The organism is Paenibacillus sp. S33 (assembly GCF_053615415.1).
This window is the reverse complement of sequence record NZ_JBSIEZ010000001.1, coordinates 1,629,159-1,650,247: the sequence shown is the minus strand read 5'-3', so window position 1 is coordinate 1,650,247 and position 21,089 is coordinate 1,629,159. Positions and strand designations below refer to the sequence as shown.

Sequence of the window (21,089 nt, the reverse complement as noted above, 5' to 3'; positions counted from 1 at the left end):
TATGTAAGGTATTTTTTAAACTAATGTTAGATATGCTTACGCCCTTGATAACATTTGAATAGCACAAAAAGCCCGAAACATCGGGCTTTTAGGCAATTTAAATCTCATTACTGCGTTGCAGCAAAACTTTTATGCATTAATGTTAAACATTGGTTTTAAGCAATGGTAGTAGGCGTGTGAAATGTTTTCCCCACAGCAGGAGCCAATATTTCCAAATCTTTTAGCAAATCTGAAAATTGATCTGGGAACAGGGATTGTACGCCGTCACCCGTCATCGAGTTGTCAGGGTCTGTATGCATCTCAATAATTAAACCATCCGCTCCGGCAGCTACCGAAGCCTTCGTCATAGGAACAACCAGTTCACGTCTACCTGTGCCATGGCTAGGATCAGAAATGACCGGCAAATGGCTCAACTGTTGCAAAACAGGGATCGCGGACAAGTCGAGCGTATTTCTAGTGTAGGTTTCGAATGTACGAATACCGCGCTCACACAACATAACATTCGGATTGCCGCCTGCCAAGATGTACTCAGCAGCATTCAAGAACTCATCATAAGTCGAGCTAAAACCGCGCTTGAGCAATACTGGCTTGCCGCAAGTACCCAGCTTGCGCAGCAAATCAAAGTTTTGCATATTACGTGTACCTACTTGCAGAATATCGGCGTATTCCGCGCAGATGTCTACGTATTCAGGTGTCATGACCTCTGTGATGGTCAAGAGATCGTGCTTTTGCCCCGCCTCAGCCATCATGATTAAACCTTCTACACCCGTTCCTTGGAAGCTGTATGGCCCTGTACGCGGCTTAAAAGCACCCCCACGGAGAACTTGCGCGCCTGCAGCTTTGACCAATCCGGCAATTTCATCTATCTGTGCAGCAGACTCAACAGCACATGGTCCACCCATAATGACAAGCTCGCCCCCGCCGATATTTACACCTTTAATAGAGATAACCGTATTTTCCGGATGAAAATCACGGCTGGCCAATTTATAGGACTTCGATATTTTAACCACATTTTCTACGCCTTTCATTTGACGCAGATGTTCAGCCAGCTTGGGCTCTACGCTACCGATCAGTCCGATGATCGTGCGATCCGATCCCCTTGATACATGAGCCTGCAATCCTTCTTTCTCAATAACTTCAACAATAGCTTGAATATGCTCTTCAGGTGTTTGAACACCAGCGATAACGATCATTTTTTTCTTCCTCTCTATGAAACATATTTTATAAACCAACTTATAGGTTAATATTATGACACTTAGACGCTTGTTCGCTTTTAAGCTTTTATTCGTTAAAGCAACTATACCTGTTTTAGCTATACTCGTCAAGGCTTAATTATCCCGATTTATTCAATATTCTAACTTAATGAAGCTAACCGGATAATATCTACAAATTAAAACAATTTAAAAAGCCGCTATCCGGATGGTTGTATCCGAATAACGGCTGTAATCAATCACATACTATTTCGTTGTTTTTGACTTCTCTCGTACAGGAGGCAGCAGTTTTTTCATATCTATGGTTCGCTGAATCTCCCACGTATCCGGGTTAGCCGCGTCATACTGCTCCAAATACGTAATAACCTCTTTGGTAATCAGTGTCGGCGTTGAAGCCCCAGAAGTCACAGCCACTTTGGCTACACCTTCAAGCCACTCTCTCTTCAGCTCGGTTACATCAGAAATACGATAAGCTGTTGTACCAGCAATCTCCTCCGAAACCTGAGCCAATCGGTTTGAATTGTTACTGCGCGGATCACCGACAACGATCACCAGATCCGCCTGTCCAGCCTGCTCAGCTACCGCTTCCTGACGTACCTGCGTCGCCAAACAGATTTCATTGTGTATCTCAGCACCCGGGAACTTCTCCAGCAGCTTTTTCATAATGTGCTTGATGTCCCATTGGCTCATGGTCGTCTGATTCGTGATAAGAATTTTGCCAGCTGGCAACGTAAGACTGTCAATCTCTTCTTCTTTTTCAATCAGATGAACATGATCAGGAGCAATACCGATAGCTCCTTCTGGCTCTGGATGATTCTTTTTGCCAATATAAACAATCTGATAGCCTTCGGCAGACTTCTCCCGAATCAGATCATGCGTCTTTGTGACGTCAGGGCAAGTCGCGTCTACCGTAGTCAGCCCCTTGTCTCGTGCCAGCTTGCGAACCTCTGGTGATACTCCATGAGCAGTGAAGATAACAGTGCCGCTCTCTACCTGGCTTAAAATCTCCATGCGGTTCGGGCCGTCCAGTGTAATAATCCCTTCGTCTTCAAAGGAATTGGTGACATGACTGTTATGCACAATCATGCCCAATATATAAATAGGCCGGGGTAAGTCCAGATTTCTGGCTGCCTGACGAGCCAATACCATGGCATCGACTACGCCGTAGCAGTAACCCCGGGGCGAAATTCTGAGTACTTCCAAAATGAGCCCCCGCTTTCTTCGACACAGTATACAGCTCCGATAACTCGGTAGCTGTGGGCATCCTAGCCTTTACCGGCCAATTCTATGATGTAGTTGCCTTCCTATTATAACCTATTCCAAAGGCGCGGAAAAGCTGACCGGAAGCCAGATGACAAATGTCGTTCCTTCTCCTTGGCGCGTAACCACTTCCACAGACCCGTGATGTTCATCAATAATCCACTTGGCAATAGATAGCCCCAACCCAATTCCCTCTGTCACCCCGCGTGACTCATCTGCCCGGTAAAAGCGGTCAAAAATAAAGGGAACCTCACTCTTGTCCATTCCAATGCCCGTATCACTGATCCGTAGGCCCACCTGTCCTTGATAAACAATGGCATCAAATCGGACCGTGCCTTCAGGTGTATATTTGAATGCATTATCAATGAAAATGAATAGCATTTGCTGCAAATAATCCTTGCTGCCATCCATATAAATACCATTCAGCAACGAAAAATCTCCCACATTCCATTCGGCCGTTCGCTCTAAAAACTGAGCACGACGGGCAACCTCACTTACAAGTGGTTCCAGCGCAACGGGAGTCTTATCGAACGTTTTCCCTGTGTCCGCTCTCGCGAGTGACAACATATCACTCACCAAACGGCTCATCCGTTTGCCTTCATCCGCCATGTCATTTAATGCCTCCATAGAAAGCTCGCGAATCATCTCTTCATCCATATTCGGTCGCTCTCCTGGTTCGGTAGTCCACATTTTGAGCAAAAAATCAACGTTGCCACGGATCGTCGTTAGCGGCGTACGAAGCTCATGGGAAGCATCAGCCACAAAACGGCGCTGTGCACCGTACGCATCTTCCAGCTCCTTGTAAAACACCTCTGTGCGCCCCAGCATGTTGTTAACCGTCCCGATTAATTGGCCAATTTCATCATGTGGTCCGTCATATTCAATCCGAACACTCAAATCATTACTGGATTGAATCTGATTAGCCCCCTCAATGACCTTGACCAGCGGCTTCATAGACTTGCGAGCCAGAAAGAGACCTGAAGTCGCAGCAGCGAGTAATGCAAACAACGAGCCGTATACAAGCACATTTTGTAACCTGTTCATGAGTCGGTCCTGAGAGCCCGTGAATTGTCCTACCTGTAGCAGCCCGACCACCAAGCCCAGCTCCTCGGATTTGATCGGCTGTTGAATAATCATAAAGGAATCCCCATTGACGTTCACACGTCGAATTCCCTCATTTTGAACTGCTCCTGCCGCTGTAGATGGAACAGGGAAGGTGATATTGAGGTCTTTCATATTTTGGGTCGTTTTCGTTACACCAGACGTATAATTGTAAATTTGTACATAGAGCTGTGAGTCATCTATTCCACGTCCCTGCTCTAATCCCAAATCCAGGTTGGGGACTTCAAACAATCCCCCTTTTATAATAAGGCGTAATTGCTTGTTAATCTGTGGCGCCTGAGTCATAAGCTGACTTTTCACTTCATTATATGTGTAGTAATATACTAGTCCGTAAGTAACCAGACCAAAAATGACTAGTACTATAGCCAAGATGCTCGAATACCAGGCTGTCAGCCGCCACCGAATAGACATATTACACATCACCTCTTAAAATATAGCCAGCTCCCCGAATTGTACGAATGAGTCGTTTACCGCCATCCTGCTCTGTTTTTTGTCGTAGCATGGCAATATATACTTCCAGCACATTCGATTCTCCACTATAGTCATAGCCCCAAATTTTGTCCATAATCAGATCACGCGACAGAACACGCTTCGGGTTTTGCATGAACAAATGGAGCAGTTCAAATTCCTTGGCCGTCAGTTCCAAACGTTTGCCACCACGAACCACTTCACGGGATTCGTTATCCAGTTGTAAATCCTCGAAGGTAAGCCGATTTCCGTTATTGTCCTGTTGTTCGGTTTTACGCCGCAAAAGCGCTCGCACTCGCGCCAGCAGCTCCTCTAGAGCGAACGGCTTAACGAGATAATCATCGGCCCCTAGATCCAAGCCCTTAACCCGATTCTCAACCTCATCCTTGGCTGTAAGCATCAGAACAGGTACCGTACTTCCACCCTCCCGCATACGACGGCATACCTCAAAACCATCGACCTGCGGCATCATTACATCCAGCACGACCACATCAGGCTCAGCTGTCAACATTTTATTTAATCCCTCTGCTCCATTGGCGGCTGTCAGCACTTCATAGCCTTCAAATGCCAGCCCTCTGCGCAGCATGGAAACAATTTTTTCATCGTCATCAATGATTAGAATAGTAGAACGCATACACGATCGAACTCCTTTATCTCTTCTTTTCCTTCTATTGTAGCAGGAGTAGACGCGTGTAGCATCTGGCTGCTTCATACAGAAAGAAACGGAAGGGATCTTCCTTCCGTTTCTTACGTGCACTTGTTCATTTTTGCAGAGTTTTATCTATTGCTGAAGCGTCGAGCTAAAGTCATTTTTGTTGCCAATTTTCAGCTGAACATCTTTTTTCTGCCCAGCTCGTTCGATGTTAAGTGTCAGCGCTGTACCCACTTTTTGTTTTTGAATGAACTGGATCAGCTCTTGTGATGTGCTATAAGGCGTGCCATTCGCTCCGATAATCACATCGTAAGGACGCAGATCGGCCTGATAAGCTGGTGATTTGTATATAATATCCCGTACAACCGAGCCTTCGGTCAGGGATGTACCCAGTTCTTTGGCTACTTCAGGACTCAAATTTAACAGACTTGCACCAATGAAAGGTACAGGTTCTTTCGGAATAGGCTGGTTATTTTTCAGCTTATCGACGACTTCCAAAATCGTATTGGACGGAATCGCAAACCCGATTCCCTGTGCGTCTGCACTAACAGCTACGTTCATACCGATAACCTGCCCTTGCAGATTTAATAGCGGTCCGCCAGAGTTACCAGGGTTAATGGACGCATCCGTCTGAATGAGATGCTTGTATTGCGTCGGTTTTCCAGTCGATTCACTATTAATAGTGATCGTACGTTCTTTCGCACTTAGCACCCCGGCTGTTACCGAATGTTCAAAGCCTTCAGGGTTGCCGATTGCGACCATCCATTCGCCGACTTTAGCGTTATCGGAGTCACCCAAAGTTACTGTCGGAAAGTTGTTTTTGCCTTCAATTTTAAGTACTGCCAAATCAAGATCAGCATTTTTGCCCAAGACTTTGGCTTCGTAAGGCTTATTAGTTCCCTCTACTGTAACCTGAACCACACTCGCGCCTTCAACAACATGGTTGTTGGTTAGGACGTAACCCGATTTATCAAAAATAAAACCGGAACCAATACCAAGCGGAGTCAGCTGCCCGCTGTTGCTACCTTCATTTTCATTACTGTTACCGCTGCTGCCACTGTCACCATACTGATTACCGAAAAAGTATTGATACAGCGGGTCATTGTAATAAGGGCTGCTTTGTCTGCCACTGCTGCCACTGGTTTGTTTGGCAAGCGTTTCGATTTTGACGACTGCCGGCCCAGCCTTGGCCACAACAGATTGAACATCAGCGGTACCTGAAGGCATCACAGCCGGAACTGCGCTTGGAGTCGAGCTGGTGGTTCCTGAATTAGTCGTTTCTCCGCTTTCAGCTGCCGCTGAAGTTAACGCCGTCTCGGGTGTGAACATATTTGTTCGGTCAGCTGTATACATCAATACCGTAATGACCAGCATCCCGGCCAAAAAAGATAAGAATATTGTTTTCACCTGCGACTTGGGCTTATTCGGTTTGAATTGCCAGTTGCCGCCATTCCGACCCGAACCATCCTGTTGCTCAGGCATAGCCCGATGGTAAGAGGGAGGAAGAGGTCTCACTGCCTGCGTTGGCGTAATCTCAACATCCTTTTCCACCGACTGCCCTTCCTTACGTTGTCCATCCGATTGAACTGAAGAAAAAGGGCCGTAAGAATAATAATATGAGGAACCGTTCGAATCGTTTTGCCGAGTTGCGTTATCGGTATCAACCTGATCGTTGTCGTTCCGGCGTCCGGAGTTATTATTTTTAAATTCGTCCATTGTATATCTCCTCCCAAACCCTATGCTTCAAGGTGGTGTTGTTTAACTGACTTTATTTTGCACTTTAAACCTTAATTCCACCTTAAAAAAAATTAAAAAGGAGATAAAACCTTAGACCTATTGTACCTAATCACTTTCACTTAAAACGAAATGCCCCGGATATAATCCGGAGCATTATCGATTGTATATGCTTTTTTATTTCGTGTTAAAGTTTTCGTCGAACTTTTCGTTCGGTGTTTGAGCATTGTTTTGAATTTTGTTGCGACTGGAGTTTTGAACTTTTTGCGCTACTGCACCTGTACCGCCTTGATCTGTTGCAAATTCTTCATCATACTTCTCATTTGGTGTCTGGAAGTTGTCTTGAATTTTATTTTGTTCAGACTGCTTTACCTTTTGTGAAACGACACCTACCGTATTGTCTTGTGCAAATTCCGCTTTGAACTGATTTCCTGTGCTTGCCTTGAAGCCTTTGTTCGTGAAAGAACTTCCGCCTTGATTTGGCATAATTCTCAACCTCCCAGTATGTTTTGTGGGATAAGCTTATCCCGCAACATAGTATGTGATGTTGGAAAAAACAATATTCAAGGATTATATGGAAGCATCCAGTGTCGCACTCGGAATGGTTTTATGCGTTTCTATCGCTTTTTGGAGCGATTTTACCATCTTTTCCGTACATTTTCCGTTACCTTTTTTTATAATTTGAACATCCACATCTTTCTTGCCCCATTCAGAATACACCTGCCGGGTTGTTTTAAAATACAAGTCAATTTTATTGCCCTTAATCGCAGAACCTGTATCTGCTACAATCCCGTATCCATAACCTGGAATGTACAATATGCTCCCCAAAGGAAACGTTTTGGGATCAGCCGCAATCGTAGACAGAGTGTTCTTGTCACGACGCACTTTTACACCGGAATACGTAATACCGTAGCCGGGATGACTTGGCCGTTTGCCAGTCGATTCATAGCCTGCTGTATATCCTGTTGCCGTGACCGTCATGGTCGTAATAACCTGCTCCTCGCGTGGAGCCAAAACAGGTGCGGACTGCCATTTTTTATGCTGGACCGGTTCTTTGTGACCGTAAACTTCATTGCCGGGCAATACCAGACAGGTTGCAATTAACACGGTTCCCAAAATCCGTTTCCATACCAACATGGATCTCATAAAAAACCTCCCCTTGAGGCAAAGGCTTTCCAGAAATCCATTGGTTTATACGAAAAGATTATTATTTTTGAACATCCTGACCTGGATAAAGTCTGCTCAGCTTCACTTTATCTTCAAAAATATGCAGGAGTGTCCGCACTATGGGGGTGTGCTCATCGTCTGTGTGCAATATAATGGAAGCAGGAGAAATCGAAATAAGGGTGCTTACGATTCGATCTTCGACCTCCATTCCTAGTTCAATGCCTGGCATCTCGACAATGATGTCATCTGCATCAGGAGTCGGTATGGGTACCATGGCACTATCCAGAATCGTAAAATTATGTCCGCCTTGGTGAAGTACGTGTACGAGCGGAACTTTGCTTTCCTGAAAAAAAACAAAATATTTAAGCAGCCCCATAAATTCTTCGTATTGCCGATCTGCCCAGAATTCTTCCATGGCATAGTCGACGATTTCTTCAAGCTCTTTTTTATACGCATGGAGCCTAAATTGAATCAGTCCTTCCAAATTGATCACACGAAGCTCCTTGAAATCCTTCTCCAGGATAGTGGTCAGCTTACCATGACGCTTCAAACGGCCTCTCGGGCCATCATCGTTTAACAGTGAACGAATCATACTGCGAATTTGCTCCGTATCCTCTTTCTCCAGCAGCGAACAGGCTTTGGTGAGAATGAGATTGAGCATCCCCCACTCCTTGACTTCGATAATAAAATCCGCTATTGCCGAAGACATGATGCTGTATACACAGGGGAGAAAGCTTTCAAACGCCGAATTGCTTTCTGTGCCCTTGCAGGTCCATGCCACTTTGTTGTCCAGCTGTCTGAAAGTGAATCGAAATCCGCGCCGTGACATATGTAGTCCCTTTGTTCTACTTTTGACCACTTCATAAAACCGGTTGGTTTCCTGATCTCCGTCTGTATTGGTCCACACTGTAAACAGTTCCATTGGCTCACTCCTTTCGATCACTGCTTTCAGTATATGGCGGCCTCTAAAGGGTTATACGAAGTGAACGACTGGAAACAGAAAGACATATCCAAAAGAGGATGACCAAGTTTCAAAAAGCTGGTTTGGCGTGTTATAAACAATTACTGTGATATAGGAAATAACGAAAGACGTTTGAATATTTAGGGTGGGGTATGTTAAGGTTATAGTAATATGAATTTTTCACAAGAGGGAGGAGATAAGATGTTAACGATGCTGAACATGCTGCGTACATTCATGATCGTCATATTGAGCCTCGTTCAGATTTTGTCCCTTCCTGTGACGTTTCATGCGGAAGACACCACTCAATCCCTCCAGTTTACTGCGGGATCTTCTGTCGTGCCTCATGCTGATGTTTCCTCGTTAGAAACAGATTCTCACGGTCTGGAACACCATTCCAAACCAGCTATACGCAAATCCTCCCCTTTACTTCATCTGGTGATCGCTGCGGCCAAATCACTTCCCTTTGTCATTTTGATAGCGCTTGTGCTGTTATTGAGCATCCCTAAACTACGTCTGCCTTTTATTCCTGTCATTTGCAAACTAAAGAAGCAATTATACTTGTTCCCCATCAAATTCACCTCTAGTTATGTGGCTTAACCTCCCTTTGCATGCAGATCACCACATTCGCATGTCTATTTGTTAATATTTCCCAATAGCTGTAATACGTAAGTGTATGTATCAGGTTTTTTACGTTAATTCATAAAATTTAATACAAAAAGAAAGTTTCCATGTCACTCCCAGAGTATGTGATTTATTTCCCATACCATTCATTTAAATAACGTATCGTACAGGAGGCTTTATAAATGGATATTCGAGAGTCTATTTTGCCAGGAATCGGGATTAAGTATCGAATAGATGCAGAGAGTGGCGACCGAATTGTCATTATTATCCATGATGATGGCAGGCGCGAGTTGTATCACTTTGATTACGAGGATCTGGAACAAAGTATTTCTATGACAACCCTGAATGATCAGGAAGCGCGATTGGTAGCCTCCATCATCGGGGGTATGACATATAAGCCCAAACAGCTTGAAAGTGTAGAAATGACGTTTGATGATTTTATTATCGAATGGTATAGAGTGGAATCCCACTATGCAAGTGTCGGCAAATCCATCGGTGAGCTGGATGTAAGGCAAAATTCGGGAGCCACTGTTATTGCCATTGTGGAGAAAAAAGGAATGAAATATGTAAATCCTGGTCCTGAAGTGATTATTAACGATGATGCCACTGTAGTCGTTGTTGGGGAACGCGATCAGCAAAAACGCTTTAAACAAATCCTTATGAACGGAAGCGGGTGATTGGATGGATCATCTGGTATTTGAGGTTGGATTGGCAATTGCTCTCATCGCTGCAGCTGGACTTATTTCCTCCAAACTGCGCTTCTCGGTCATCCCTTTTTATATCCTGATCGGAATGGCAGTTGGGCCGCATGCGATGGAGCTATGGCATTTTGATTTTCGCTTTATCGAAAGCGCCCCATTTATTGATTTTATGGGAAGAATCGGAGTGCTGTTTCTTCTCTTCTACTTGGGTCTCGAGTTCTCAGTAGGTCGGTTAATTAAATCAGGCCGTTCCATTGCCGTGGGCGGCACCATTTATATTGGCATCAATTTTACACTGGGGCTGGCTCTTGGCTTCCTGAGCGGCTTTCCTGTAGCAGAGACACTGGTTATCGCCGGAATTACAACAATATCATCCAGTGCTATTGCTGCGAAGGTGCTGGTAGATCTCAAGCGGACTGCCAATGCAGAAACAGAAATGATTTTGGGCATTATTATGTTCGAGGATGTTTTCCTCGCCGTATACATCTCCATCCTCTCCGGATTGGTTCTTAGTGATTCATCCTCGCTCGGGGGTGTGCTGCTATCAGCGCTAATCGCGCTTGGCTTTATGCTTGCAGTCATTATTATCGGCCGTAAGGCCGTCCCTCTGTTAAATCGGATTCTCCGTATTCGCTCCAATGAGGTATTCGGACTTGTTGTTTTTGGCTCTCTGTTTCTAGTGGCTGGTTTTTCGGAAACGATTCATGTGGCGGAAGCTATCGGCGCCCTGTTGGTCGGTCTGGTACTGGCCGAAACGGAACATGCCAAACGAATCGAGCATTTAATTGTTCCTTTCCGCGATTTCTTTGGTGCCCTGTTTTTCTTCAGCTTTGGACTATCCATCGATCCACTGTCCCTGGGAGGAAACGCGATATGGCTTGCGCTGGCAGCAGTCGTCCTCACGTTGTTTGGTAACATTTGGGCAGGAATGCTGGCTGGGCGTACGGCCTTCTTATCTCCCAAAGCGTCAGCAAATATCGGTCTGACCATTGTGGCACGGGGTGAATTTTCGATTATCATGGCCAACTTGGGCAAGGAAGGCGGTTTGCTTGATATTGTTCAACCCTTTGCAGCTATCTATGTACTCATACTGGCGATTCTTGGACCACTTCTGACAAAGCAGTCAAAACCTATCTTTAATATGTTAAACAAAATATTTAAGTTCAAGGACCCCCGCCTACGAAAGGAAGAAAGTAACTCGGCATAACTGCAAAAGCTGGATACGACAATCCATAGGAGGGAAGGCTATGCCGCACGCTGTAAAACATGCCGAAACTCTATGAGGCGGCTTATAAAGCCCGGTTCAGGAGATGCGAGCAGGTTCCCTGTCTTTTATACGGTGATTGGTGGAATTACGGCATCCGTCGGTCTGGAATTGTTTTTACATCCGCATGATATGATCGCTGGAGGCGTCACGGGGATCTCCAGACTCATGTCGCTTTATACACAAGAGCATTTTGGGTTACTGCTATTCGTTTTGAACTTGCCACTCATGTTGCTGTATTCTCTGTCTACTCACAAACCCATGCTGCTTCGAGCACTACCCGGCTTGTTCGCCTTTTCGGGCTCAGCCATTATTCTTTCGCCTTTTCCGGCAGTGAGTGGCCATCCGGTCGTATGCGCTTTGGGCGGCGGCATCTGTATCGGTCTTGGCGCAGGGCTGGCAGCTCGTCATGGTGGTCTGCTCGATTCACTAGGACTTAACGAATCTGACGATGGCCGTCCATCCACATTGTTGCTAACACACCGTAAGATTCCATTAATACAGATTGTTATGCTGTGTAATGGTCTGCTGCTCATTACCGCCGGCTTTGTGCTAGGCTGGGAGCCAGCTCTCTATTCAGCTCTATCCTGCCTCGCCGCCTATGAAACGACCCGGCTGATGTTTACCGGTCTGACGCGTATGGTTTGTGTTGTCAGCAAGAAACAGCAAACCGTCGAGGATGCCATATATCGCAGGCTGCGTATACACAGCACACCTGTTGGAGGCTCTGCACAGATAGAGGGTAAGATTAAAAGCGAATCTGAGGATAAAAAAGAACAAATGGTCACCGTTTACAGCGTTCATCTGTTGGATTTGCAGCGCTTTAAGGCAGTCATCCAAATGGCAGACCCGCAGGCTGAGATCATGTATATGAAACGATGGAAAGCATAGTAAAGTAACACATCAAAAAACGCTTATCTACACTAATCCTTGTACATAGATTAGTGTAGATAAGCGTTTTATATTTAACAATATATTAACGGATATTAATTTTGCATGATAAAATCATGTTCAATACTGCTGGCACTGTCAAAAGTACGAATAATATCATAACGGGTATTGCGCTGTGCCGGAATGTGACCCGTCTCGCGGATCAACTGTAAAATGGATTCGATGTTAACCTTATACGTTGCGCCTGCAGCGGAAACTACGTTTTCCTCAATCATGGTGCTGCCAAAATCATCGCAACCGTAGTATAACGATTTTTTACCGATTTCAGGTCCCATAGTTACCCATGAGGATTGAATATGCTTAATGTTATCCAATACAAGACGACTGATGGCAACGGTCTTCAGATATTCCTCTGGCGTCTGGCGTTCCTTCTTCAGATTGGTATTGTCTGGCTGGAAGGTCCAAGGAATAAAGGCCAAAAATCCTTCAGAATTATATTTGTTTTCGATGCATTCGTCCTGAGCATCACGAACCCGCAACAAATGCAGCGCACGCTCCTCCATCAACTCGCCAAAGCCGATAACCATCGTAGCAGTTGTGTTCATCCCAACCTTATGAGCCGTTTGCATGACATCCATCCAATCACGCCAAGAGCCTTTGAGACGGCTAATTTTGCGGCGTGTGCGGTCATCCAAAATTTCTCCGCCTCCGCCCGGAAGCGAATCCAATCCAGCTTCATGAATGGCTCGAATCGTGTCTTCCATGGATAGACCGGATTTTTCCTTCATTTTGTGAATTTCAGCTGGCGAGAAGGAGTGCATCGTAATATCGGGAAAACGCTCCTTAATAGCTTTCAGCAAATCCGTATAATAACTGAACGGCAGATTTGGATTCACACCGCCTTGCATTAGAATTTCGGTGCCACCTACCTCCTGCGTTTCCTTGATCTTCTGAAAGATCACCTCATCGGGCAAAACATAACCTTCATCGGAACCCGGTCTACGGTAAAAAGCGCAGAAGCGACAGTATACGTCACATACGTTCGTATAGTTAATATTTCGTCCGATGACGAAGGTTTTAATGGGATCGGGGTGCATGCGATTCATGACTTTATTCGCCGCGTGACCTATTTTTTCTACCTCGTCTGATTCGAACAAAGCAACGGTATCCTCTAAATTCAGGCGTTCGCCGCGTAGGGCTTTATCTAAAATATGGTCGATTACACTCATGGTGTATCCTCCTTCGCTGTCACAGGGCGACGAAATGAACGACAGGACTTATGAACGAGAATGCTTTCACAAACCTGCGTTCGAACCCTGCCGTAATGTATGTTCATGACTGGCCTTGTATGTTGTCTGTGCTATTTAGCATAGTAAAACCTAATGATAATACTAACATATCTTTAGGTAAGGAACCATACTTATTCCCGCTTCTTTCTGCTTTTCACCTAGGAAAACAGGCAACTGCCAAGCTTATCTCAACATTGCGTATAGCCAAGAAATAACAAAACAGGACTGAAAGTGCCTTTTTTCACACTGTCCTTCATGCCATTCTTATAGAAAACAGCAAGCCTCCTGAAATACTGGAAACTTGCTGTTTAGTGCTGTACATATTTGCTCCCGGCGTGAAAACGACAAAGATGCTGCGGATGTGCTAACGCTCTAGCGCAGCGCCTCATCCAGATCACTGATCAGGTCGTCAATATCCTCCAAACCTACGGAGAAACGAAGTAGTCCGTCCGTAATCCCGCGCTCCAATCGTACACTATAGGGCATAGCCGCATGTGACATCATCGCCGGATACGACAAGATGCTTTCCACAGCTCCCAGACTCACCGCTACAATTGGAATACGTACGCGACTGAGGACTTCTTTTGCACGCTCACCAGAACCCACATCAAACGATATCACTGCACCATAACCGCTGGATTGACGCTCATGAACTTCACGCCCTGGATGATTTTCCAGACCCGGGTAGTATACTGCCTCAATGTCGTTGCGCTCGTTCAGCCAGTTAGCGAGCTTGGCTGCACTCTTTTCGCTGTGAGCCATACGAGCCTCCAGTGTCTTCATACCGCGCATGAGCAACCATGACTCCTGCGGAGCCAGCACGGTACCCAGTCCATTTTGGAGCTGCTTGATTTGTCTCCCGAGCGATTCGGTACGCGCTACCGCAAGTCCTGCCAGCACATCGCTGTGTCCGCCCAGAAACTTGGTCGCACTGTGCAATACAATATCGACTCCCTGCTCAATCGGACGTTGATAATAAGGTGTCATAAAAGTATTATCCAATAAAGTTAAAAGTCCGTGATCCTGTGCCCAAGAGGTTATTCCTGCTACATCGGTAATTTTGAGTGTCGGATTGGACGGGGTTTCCATATATACAGCCCTTGTATTCTCCTGCAACGCCTCTTTCACAAGGTTGAGGTCCGTCATGTCAACGAAGGTCGTTTCAATATTCATCCGTTTCAAAATGGAGGTCAGCAGTCGATATGTTCCCCCGTATACGTCCTCCGAAACAATGACATGATCTCCAGCGGATAAGAGCATAAAGGTAGTGGAGATGGCCGCCATACCTGACGCAAAGGCAAAGCCGCACGCCCCGCCTTCTAATAAAGCGATATAATCCTCCAAAGCTTGTCGTGTCGGATTACCTGAACGGCTATAGTCATGCTGTGGAGGATTAAAAATATCATGATGGTGAAAGGTAGAAGCTTGATAGATCGGGACGCTCGAGGCCCCTGTAACGCTGTCAATTTCAGAACCAAAATGCAGCAGCTTGGTAGCGAACTTCCGCTCTTTGTTCAAATCCTGCCCGATCCTCCTCGCATCCTCTATCATTGCAGCTCTCCTCCTTCTACTTCTTGACGTGCCGCTTCCAACGCCGAACGCAAATCTTCAATGAGGTCGTCTGTATGCTCAATGCCTACGGAGAAACGCAACAGCCTGTCATCTACCCCAACTGCATCTCGAATTTCTGCTGGTATGTCCGCATGTGTCTGCACCGCGGGATAGGTCATTAGCGACTCAACACCGCCGAGACTTTCCGCAAACGCAATGAGCTTAATGTGACGAAGCAAAGGCTCTACATAGCGAGCATCCTTTACTTTAAAGGAGAAAATCCCTGTGTTTCCGCTGGATTGTTTATTTTGAATTTCACGACCTGGATGGCCTTCGAGCGCCGGATAAAATACTTCCGCCACCGCCGGATGCGTCAGTAAATAGTTAGACAGCACTGTTGCATTATGCTCATGTCGGTCCATACGCAGCGCTAACGTCTTCATCCCCTTCATCAACTGGTAGCAGTCACTCGGGGAAAGCACGGCCCCTATGGAATTGTGCAGAAAGGAAATTTCAGCTGATAGCTCTTTGCCTTTGGTTACGATTAACCCTGCCAGCACATCGTTGTGTCCGCCCAAATACTTGGTTGCGCTATGTACCACAATATCCGCGCCGAGTTCCAATGGCCGCTGGAAGTATGGTGTTAGCAGCGTATTATCTACAATGGTAAGCAACTGATGTTGTGATGCCCATTCAGCCACCGCTCGAATATCAGTAATCATCATTAACGGATTTGTAGGTGTTTCTATGAATACAGCTTTGGTATTCGGTCGACATGACTGTTCGAGTGCTTCAAGATCGTTCGTATCCACATAACTGGCTGTTACACCAAATTTAGATAAAATACGCTCCAGCAAACGATATGTCCCGCCATACAGATCCAGCGATACTATGAGATGATCTCCCTGTCCAAACAATGCAAATACCGTTTGCAGCGCCGCCATACCTGAGCTGCATGCAAAGCCTGCATCACCAGATTCAAGTGCAGCAGAAGCCTCTTCCAGTACCTTTCGCGTGGGATTGATCGTCCGAATATAATCAAATCCTGTGCTTTGACCCAGACGGGGATGGCGGAACGCCGTAGATTGGTAAATCGGGTAATTAACAGCCCCGGTTACTGGCTCCTCTACTGAACCGATTTGTGCCAATCTGCTTTCGATTTTCCACTGTTTCTCACTCATATGAATCCTCCTGTTAACTTCCATAGTGGGTGCTATAACCAATCCTGCAAAAATGGATGTCAAAGACTATACTGCTGCGCTACTGCAAGGTGGTACTGTACAAGGGTAAACTACAAGCCCCTTTTTTTAAATCTGGGGCCCGATATCGTAAGGTGTCTCTTGGTATACATAATAGTTCAGCCAATTCGAGAATAATAAATTGGCGTGCGCCCGCCAGATTGAGGGCGGTGTGCGCTCAGGATCATCATTTGGGAAATAATTTTTGGGAACTTCAATATCCATTCCTTTGGCCACATCGCGGTCGTATTCCCATTTCAATGAAAGCGGGTCATATTCAGAATGCCCAGTTACAAAAATTTGTTTACCGTCAAGCGTGGCTACGAGGTACACTCCAGCTTCCTCGGATTCGGATAAAACTTCTAATTCGGCGATATGATCAATATCTTCCCGCCGAACCTCCGTATGTCTGGAGTGAGGGGCATAAAACAGTTCGTCAAAGCCGCGTAGCAATTTTACTTTAGGTTTAATCACGGTGTGTGGAAATACGCCAAAGCATTTGTAGTCGAGCCCGTATTTCGGGACATTGAAATGATGGTATAAACCTGCCTGTGAGGCCCAACAAATGTGCATGGTCGAAGTTACATTCGTTTTCGTCCATTCAAAAATTTGCCGGATCTCCTCCCAGTAGTTCACATCCTCAAACTCAAGCTGTTCAACCGGAGCTCCTGTAATGACCATGCCGTCAAAACGACTGTTCTTAATCTCGTCAAACGTTTTATAGAACATATTCAAATATTCTTGCGATGTATTTTTGGATACATGAGACTTCATGTGCACCAGCGTGACGTCCACTTGCAGCGGCGTATTGCCGACCAGGCGCAATAGTTGGGTTTCCGTCGTTTCCTTCGTAGGCATCAAATTCAAAATGGCGATGCGCAACGGACGAATATCCTGATGATAAGCCAAGCTTTCATCCATTACGAAAATATTTTCGCCCTCCAGCACTTCCTTGGCAGGTAGTGTATCTGGAATTTTAATCGGCATGTAAACTCACTCCTTGTTCGGTAAGTTTTGCGAAAATCGTCCTGCTGAGATGCCGGGCATATAATAAAAAGACCTTTCTCTGGTTAGAGAAAGGTCATATTTGTATCCATATGCGCCTCTCTCATCTGTCAGGGCAACGCTCTTTGTACAAAGCGCGCGTCCTGCAAGAATTAGCACCGTGCGATTAAAATCGCCGGTTGCCGGGTATCATCGGGCTAGTCCCTCCACCTGCTCTTGATAAGATTTCGCTATATTCATTTTGGGTTCACAAAGTTCTTGTTGTTCACTTTAATGCATCGGCTGGGCTTCGTCAAGATGGGACTTTTAAATTTGTGCCCTGCAATCACATTTTGTCTACCTTTTCCATAGGTTAAATCATATCCCTCCTTTCGCTGAAGCTCTTGCCACTACTGTCGATTTAGCCCATGATTTTGCGCTTGAAAGGCCGTAGGCCGAGCGTTATACTATACAAGTGCTATTAGGCAAAAATATGGAGCAGTAGTGCAGACTTTGAGTGTTTCCTGCGATACTGTGGCAATCAAAAAAAGAACATTTGAGAGGTGAATCCGGAATGGAAGGCGACCCGAGTCCGAATAGGCGGCGATCCCTGAACAACAGCATAGGAATGACTTCAGCTTGCCGAAAGACGGGACGCCAGGCTCTGCATGCTCCAAAAGCCTCCGGCTTTTGATGAGAATGCACGCTTACCCGCACCGGCTAACTGGCTAACTGAGTTCATTCCTTATGCTTAAGGTAAACGTATTTCCGTTACGACGGAGCATAAGGAGTGACATATATGAAAATCCGTTTGGTCAACAACGGGGTTTTTACCCCTGTCGAAGAAATTGAAATGGCGCTTACTGCACCGGCAGAAGGTTTTTATTGGATTGATGCTGATGTCGATGATTTGGCAGTGCTCCAACCTTTATTTTCCATGCATGATCTTGCAGTAGAAGACTGTTTGAGTGAAGAAGAACAGCGTCCGAAGATCGAAATTTATGAAAGCCATTATTTTATCGTTGTAAATAGCATTCGTTTTGATGATGAAGAAATATTTTTGCGAGCTTTGAACATTTTTCTCGGCCGCCATTTTATCATTACGGTGACCAAGCAGAAAATCAATGAGCTTCGTACCCTCAAGCCTATGCTGTGGGAGCAAGAAGTCAGCCAGCCTGACCGCTTTATGTATCTGTTGGTCGACTTGATTGTTGACAACTATTTTCTGGTTGGTGACCGGATTGAGGTCCGCATTGAAAAGCTGGAAGAAGATATTCTAATGCATACGAAAAAGTCGCATTTGAACGAAATCATCGGCTTACGAAGTGAGATTCTGTGGCTGAAAAAAGTGCTGGGTCCGCAAAAGGAAGTCATCAATACCCTGAACAAACGGGATTTGCGACTCATCGACGATCAATTGCAAAAATATTTCAGCGACATTTATGAAAATGCTGTGAAAATTTCGGAGACTTTTGAAACTTACCGCGATTTGATGGGTAACCTTCGAGAAGCTTACCAATCCAGTATCGCCAATCGTGCCAATGAAATTATGCGTGTGTTTACGGCAATAACGACCGTATTTATGCCATTGACGGTCATTACCGGAATATATGGGATGAACTTCGATAATATGCCTGAACTTCATACACGTTATGGCTATTTTGTCGTCATTGGTATTATGGTGGCACTAGGTGTCAGTATGTTCTGTATTTTCCGCAAGAAAGACTGGGTTTAAAAAGAAAAGGGGAAAAAGTACGGAGTTGGATACCTATTTCGATTTTCAAGCTTGATCATAAAAAGCAGCAGCCGTGTCCTATGAGGAACTGGCTGCTGCTTTTTAGTATGTCGGACCCTGAATGTACTTTAATACTTTAGCTTTATCCAATCAGTTCTATATTATCCAACATGTCGGTCGGGTACCTGCTGATGGCGAAACCGTATACGAATCAGACGCAGACGCTCATAAATTTGATCCAGTCCTGTTTCTGTCGCCTTTTCTTCCCCATACACTTTCAGCATGACAGGCTTGAGCAGCGTATCCCCCAACTCTTCATAAGCAGACCAGATGGCTGCCTGCTCCTCCTCAGATACATTCACCAATTCATTGCGGATCAGCTTCTCCATATCAATACCATCCCTGTCCAAATGCTCCACAGCTTCAATCATTTCTCTACGATGCAAACCTGTCTTCATCCCGATATGCTCCAGTGAAAGACCGTCCGAAATGCCTTCGATAATCGTTCTAGTTAGGCTGAATTTATTCAGCTCCTGCCTGTATTGGTTCTCTTTTTGCTTGTATAGCCATGACAAAAAAACTTCTTCTTCCAGCGTCTCTGTTACCCAGTTCAACGGAAATGGCGTGGTCCGGTCATTTTGTGTCGTAATAGCCAATAGCTCCGTCCCATATTGCGACACCTTACCCTGACCCATACCAGGCAGCTCCAACAATTCTTCTTCGGTATGGGGAAGATAGACGCTAATGAGTCGAAGCAGCCGATTCGTAGCGATAAAATAAGGCGCTTTTCGTTCCGTTGCTGCTTTTTGCCGTCTCCATATCGTCAACTGCTCATACACTTCATCACGTGGAAACAAATCACTGTAGCAATACAGCTTTTGCAGCGTTTGTCCTCGTCCTGATGATCCTTCTTGCTCATGAAATACGCCATGGATTAAGGGCCTGTAGCCCTCAGCCATTTTGAGCGCCAGCTCATGACGGTATACATGCAGTAATTCCTGCCACAAGCTGCCCTCATACCAAAGATCGTCTATACTTTCATCCGGGACATGTTGTGTGCTCCACCCTGCACTCCATCCCCCTTCATGTTGCCCAATCCATACCTGAGCAAAGTCCTCATAGCCCTGTTCATTCCGTTTGGACAAGCGATTTAAAAATACAATCTCCATGATTTCTTCCTCCCTCATATCGTTGAAAGACAGTCCCGCACAACACAAAAACGCAAAAAAAAGCACCTATCCTGCGTATTCGCAAGAAAGGTGCTTCCCTTTTTGAGCCGTACTATGCTGTTGCCTATATAATAACCGTACCTTGGAGTGCCGTCAACCATAAATTCTAATGATTCAGCTTTTCCTTTGCCAATGCCAGAGCACCGCACAATCCAGCATTGTCACCCAATCCCGGAGATACGATATATTGCTCAATATCTGTCGTCAGACTCGAATGCTGTACGTATCCGTTCAAAAGTTCTTGAAGCTTGGTACGAATGAGCGGGAACAGTTGGTCCTGCTTCATCACTCCCCCGCCCATAATAATTTTTTGCGGTGACAGGATTAATACATAGCTCATTAAAGCCTGTGCCAGATAGTACGCTTCCATTTCCCAGGCTGCGTGATCGACAGAAAGTTCATGTCCTTTAACCTTCCATCTTTTTTCGAGCGCAGGACCTGCTGCCAGTCCCTCCAAACAATCTCCGTGATAAGGACATGTCCCCTCGTAAGTATCTTCTGGGTGACGACGTACCAGAATATGCCCCATTTCTGGGTGGGATAATCCATGTATCAGCTTTCCACCAACCAAAGCACCCGCCCCGATGCCTGTACCTATCGTAATATACAGACAGTTGTCCAATCCCTTGGCGGCACCCCAAATAGACTCACCAAGTGCTGCTCCATTCACATCCGTGTCAAACCCCATAGGCACGTCAAAATGCTGTTTCAGTTTGCCAATTAAATTGTAATTTCCCCAATGTGGCTTTGGCGTTGTTGTAATATAGCCATATGTATCACTGCCTTCGATAGGATCAATCGGCCCGAACGAGCCTACACCCAATGCTTCAATGCCCTTGCCTTCAAAAAATGCGATGACATTCTCCATTGTTTCTGCTGGGGTGGTCGTTGGAAAGCTTGCTCGTTCCAGTACCTCCCCATGTTCGTTACCAATTCCACATACAAATTTGGTACCGCCTGCCTCAATTGCTCCCAATACTGTCATAGTTGCTGTTGTCCCCTTTCAATAAT

Annotated in this window: 19 protein-coding genes and 1 riboswitch; of the genes, 5 read left to right on the top strand and 14 right to left on the bottom strand. The window is 45.6% G+C overall.

The genetic code is table 11. From position 1 onward, the window contains the following. Nucleotides 1-155: 155 nt before the first annotated feature. From aroF to ACWGXJ_RS07725, 8 genes are all read right to left on the bottom strand, one after another. Nucleotides 156-1,193 carry a 3-deoxy-7-phosphoheptulonate synthase gene (gene aroF, locus ACWGXJ_RS07760; RefSeq protein ID WP_013309435.1) on the bottom strand — a complete coding sequence of 346 codons (1,038 nt, stop codon included), beginning with the start codon at nt 1,191-1,193 and terminating at the stop codon, nt 156-158. A gap of 264 nt (nt 1,194-1,457) precedes the next feature. After that, on the bottom strand, nt 1,458-2,414 hold the full coding sequence (locus ACWGXJ_RS07755; RefSeq protein ID WP_013309434.1) for a 4-hydroxy-3-methylbut-2-enyl diphosphate reductase: 957 nt from the start codon (nt 2,412-2,414) through the stop codon (nt 1,458-1,460). 111 nt (nt 2,415-2,525) lie between these two features. After that, the gene (locus tag ACWGXJ_RS07750) at nt 2,526-4,004 is read right to left on the bottom strand and encodes a sensor histidine kinase (protein ID WP_069291491.1); all 1,479 of its coding nucleotides are present in this window, start codon (nt 4,002-4,004) and stop codon (nt 2,526-2,528) included. Between the two features lies 1 nt (nt 4,005). Further along, nucleotides 4,006-4,695 (bottom strand): response regulator transcription factor, encoded by a 690-nt coding sequence (locus ACWGXJ_RS07745; RefSeq protein WP_013309432.1) that lies wholly within the window; start codon nt 4,693-4,695, stop codon nt 4,006-4,008. A 147-nt stretch (nt 4,696-4,842) separates the two neighbouring features. Next, on the bottom strand, nt 4,843-6,429 hold the full coding sequence (locus ACWGXJ_RS07740) for a S1C family serine protease (RefSeq protein WP_452566503.1): 1,587 nt from the start codon (nt 6,427-6,429) through the stop codon (nt 4,843-4,845). A gap of 195 nt (nt 6,430-6,624) precedes the next feature. After that, the gene (locus ACWGXJ_RS07735; protein ID WP_069291489.1) at nt 6,625-6,933 is read right to left on the bottom strand and encodes a hypothetical protein; all 309 of its coding nucleotides are present in this window, start codon (nt 6,931-6,933) and stop codon (nt 6,625-6,627) included. 84 nt (nt 6,934-7,017) lie between these two features. Beyond that, entirely contained in the window at nt 7,018-7,593 is a 576-nt protein-coding gene (locus tag ACWGXJ_RS07730) for a 3D domain-containing protein (protein ID WP_061829151.1), read from the bottom strand. Nucleotides 7,594-7,654: 61 nt separating this feature from the next. Then, on the bottom strand, nt 7,655-8,536 hold the full coding sequence (locus ACWGXJ_RS07725; RefSeq protein WP_452566502.1) for a putative sporulation protein YtxC: 882 nt from the start codon (nt 8,534-8,536) through the stop codon (nt 7,655-7,657). A gap of 240 nt (nt 8,537-8,776) precedes the next feature. Between ACWGXJ_RS07725 and ACWGXJ_RS07720 the strand changes: the two genes are divergently transcribed. From ACWGXJ_RS07720 to ACWGXJ_RS07705, 4 genes are all read left to right on the top strand, one after another. After that, a complete protein-coding gene (locus tag ACWGXJ_RS07720) occupies nt 8,777-9,172 on the top strand; it encodes a hypothetical protein (protein WP_069291487.1) in 396 nt (131 codons plus the stop codon). A 206-nt stretch (nt 9,173-9,378) separates the two neighbouring features. Continuing rightward, a complete protein-coding gene (locus tag ACWGXJ_RS07715) occupies nt 9,379-9,873 on the top strand; it encodes a cation:proton antiporter regulatory subunit (protein ID WP_013309426.1) in 495 nt (164 codons plus the stop codon). 4 nt (nt 9,874-9,877) lie between these two features. Then, nucleotides 9,878-11,104: a cation:proton antiporter gene (locus tag ACWGXJ_RS07710; RefSeq protein ID WP_336077413.1), complete on the top strand. Its 1,227-nt coding sequence runs from the start codon at nt 9,878-9,880 to the stop codon at nt 11,102-11,104. 84 nt (nt 11,105-11,188) lie between these two features. Continuing rightward, nucleotides 11,189-12,052, top strand: a complete 864-nt coding sequence (locus tag ACWGXJ_RS07705) for a YitT family protein (protein WP_452567880.1) — start codon at nt 11,189-11,191, stop codon at nt 12,050-12,052. Nucleotides 12,053-12,147: 95 nt separating this feature from the next. On the opposite strand, the gene mqnC is transcribed toward ACWGXJ_RS07705, so the two are convergent. The 4 genes from mqnC to metA form a co-directional block, all read right to left on the bottom strand. Continuing rightward, the gene (mqnC, locus tag ACWGXJ_RS07700; RefSeq protein WP_061829148.1) at nt 12,148-13,281 is read right to left on the bottom strand and encodes a cyclic dehypoxanthinyl futalosine synthase; all 1,134 of its coding nucleotides are present in this window, start codon (nt 13,279-13,281) and stop codon (nt 12,148-12,150) included. Between the two features lie 432 nt (nt 13,282-13,713). Next, nucleotides 13,714-14,892 carry an aminotransferase class I/II-fold pyridoxal phosphate-dependent enzyme gene (locus tag ACWGXJ_RS07695; protein WP_069291485.1) on the bottom strand — a complete coding sequence of 393 codons (1,179 nt, stop codon included), beginning with the start codon at nt 14,890-14,892 and terminating at the stop codon, nt 13,714-13,716. After that, entirely contained in the window at nt 14,889-16,073 is a 1,185-nt protein-coding gene (locus ACWGXJ_RS07690) for a PLP-dependent transferase (RefSeq protein WP_043882120.1), read from the bottom strand. Before ACWGXJ_RS07690 ends, ACWGXJ_RS07695 begins: the two co-directional genes overlap by 4 nt. Nucleotides 16,074-16,199: 126 nt before the next feature. Further along, entirely contained in the window at nt 16,200-17,117 is a 918-nt protein-coding gene (gene metA, locus ACWGXJ_RS07685) for a homoserine O-acetyltransferase MetA (RefSeq protein WP_061829145.1), read from the bottom strand. Nucleotides 17,118-17,235: 118 nt separating this feature from the next. After that, nucleotides 17,236-17,361: riboswitch (SAM riboswitch) on the bottom strand. Nucleotides 17,362-17,913: 552 nt separating this feature from the next. Between metA and corA the strand changes: the two genes are divergently transcribed. Beyond that, nucleotides 17,914-18,849: a magnesium/cobalt transporter CorA gene (gene corA / locus ACWGXJ_RS07680; RefSeq protein ID WP_023987788.1), complete on the top strand. Its 936-nt coding sequence runs from the start codon at nt 17,914-17,916 to the stop codon at nt 18,847-18,849. Between the two features lie 161 nt (nt 18,850-19,010). On the opposite strand, the gene ACWGXJ_RS07675 is transcribed toward corA, so the two are convergent. Both ACWGXJ_RS07675 and ACWGXJ_RS07670 read right to left on the bottom strand, forming a co-directional pair. Continuing rightward, complete coding sequence (locus tag ACWGXJ_RS07675) at nt 19,011-20,018, bottom strand: HRDC domain-containing protein (RefSeq protein WP_452566501.1); 1,008 nt, start codon at nt 20,016-20,018, stop codon at nt 19,011-19,013. A 166-nt stretch (nt 20,019-20,184) separates the two neighbouring features. After that, nucleotides 20,185-21,063 (bottom strand): ROK family protein, encoded by an 879-nt coding sequence (locus tag ACWGXJ_RS07670; protein ID WP_254326428.1) that lies wholly within the window; start codon nt 21,061-21,063, stop codon nt 20,185-20,187. Nucleotides 21,064-21,089 lie beyond the last annotated feature (26 nt).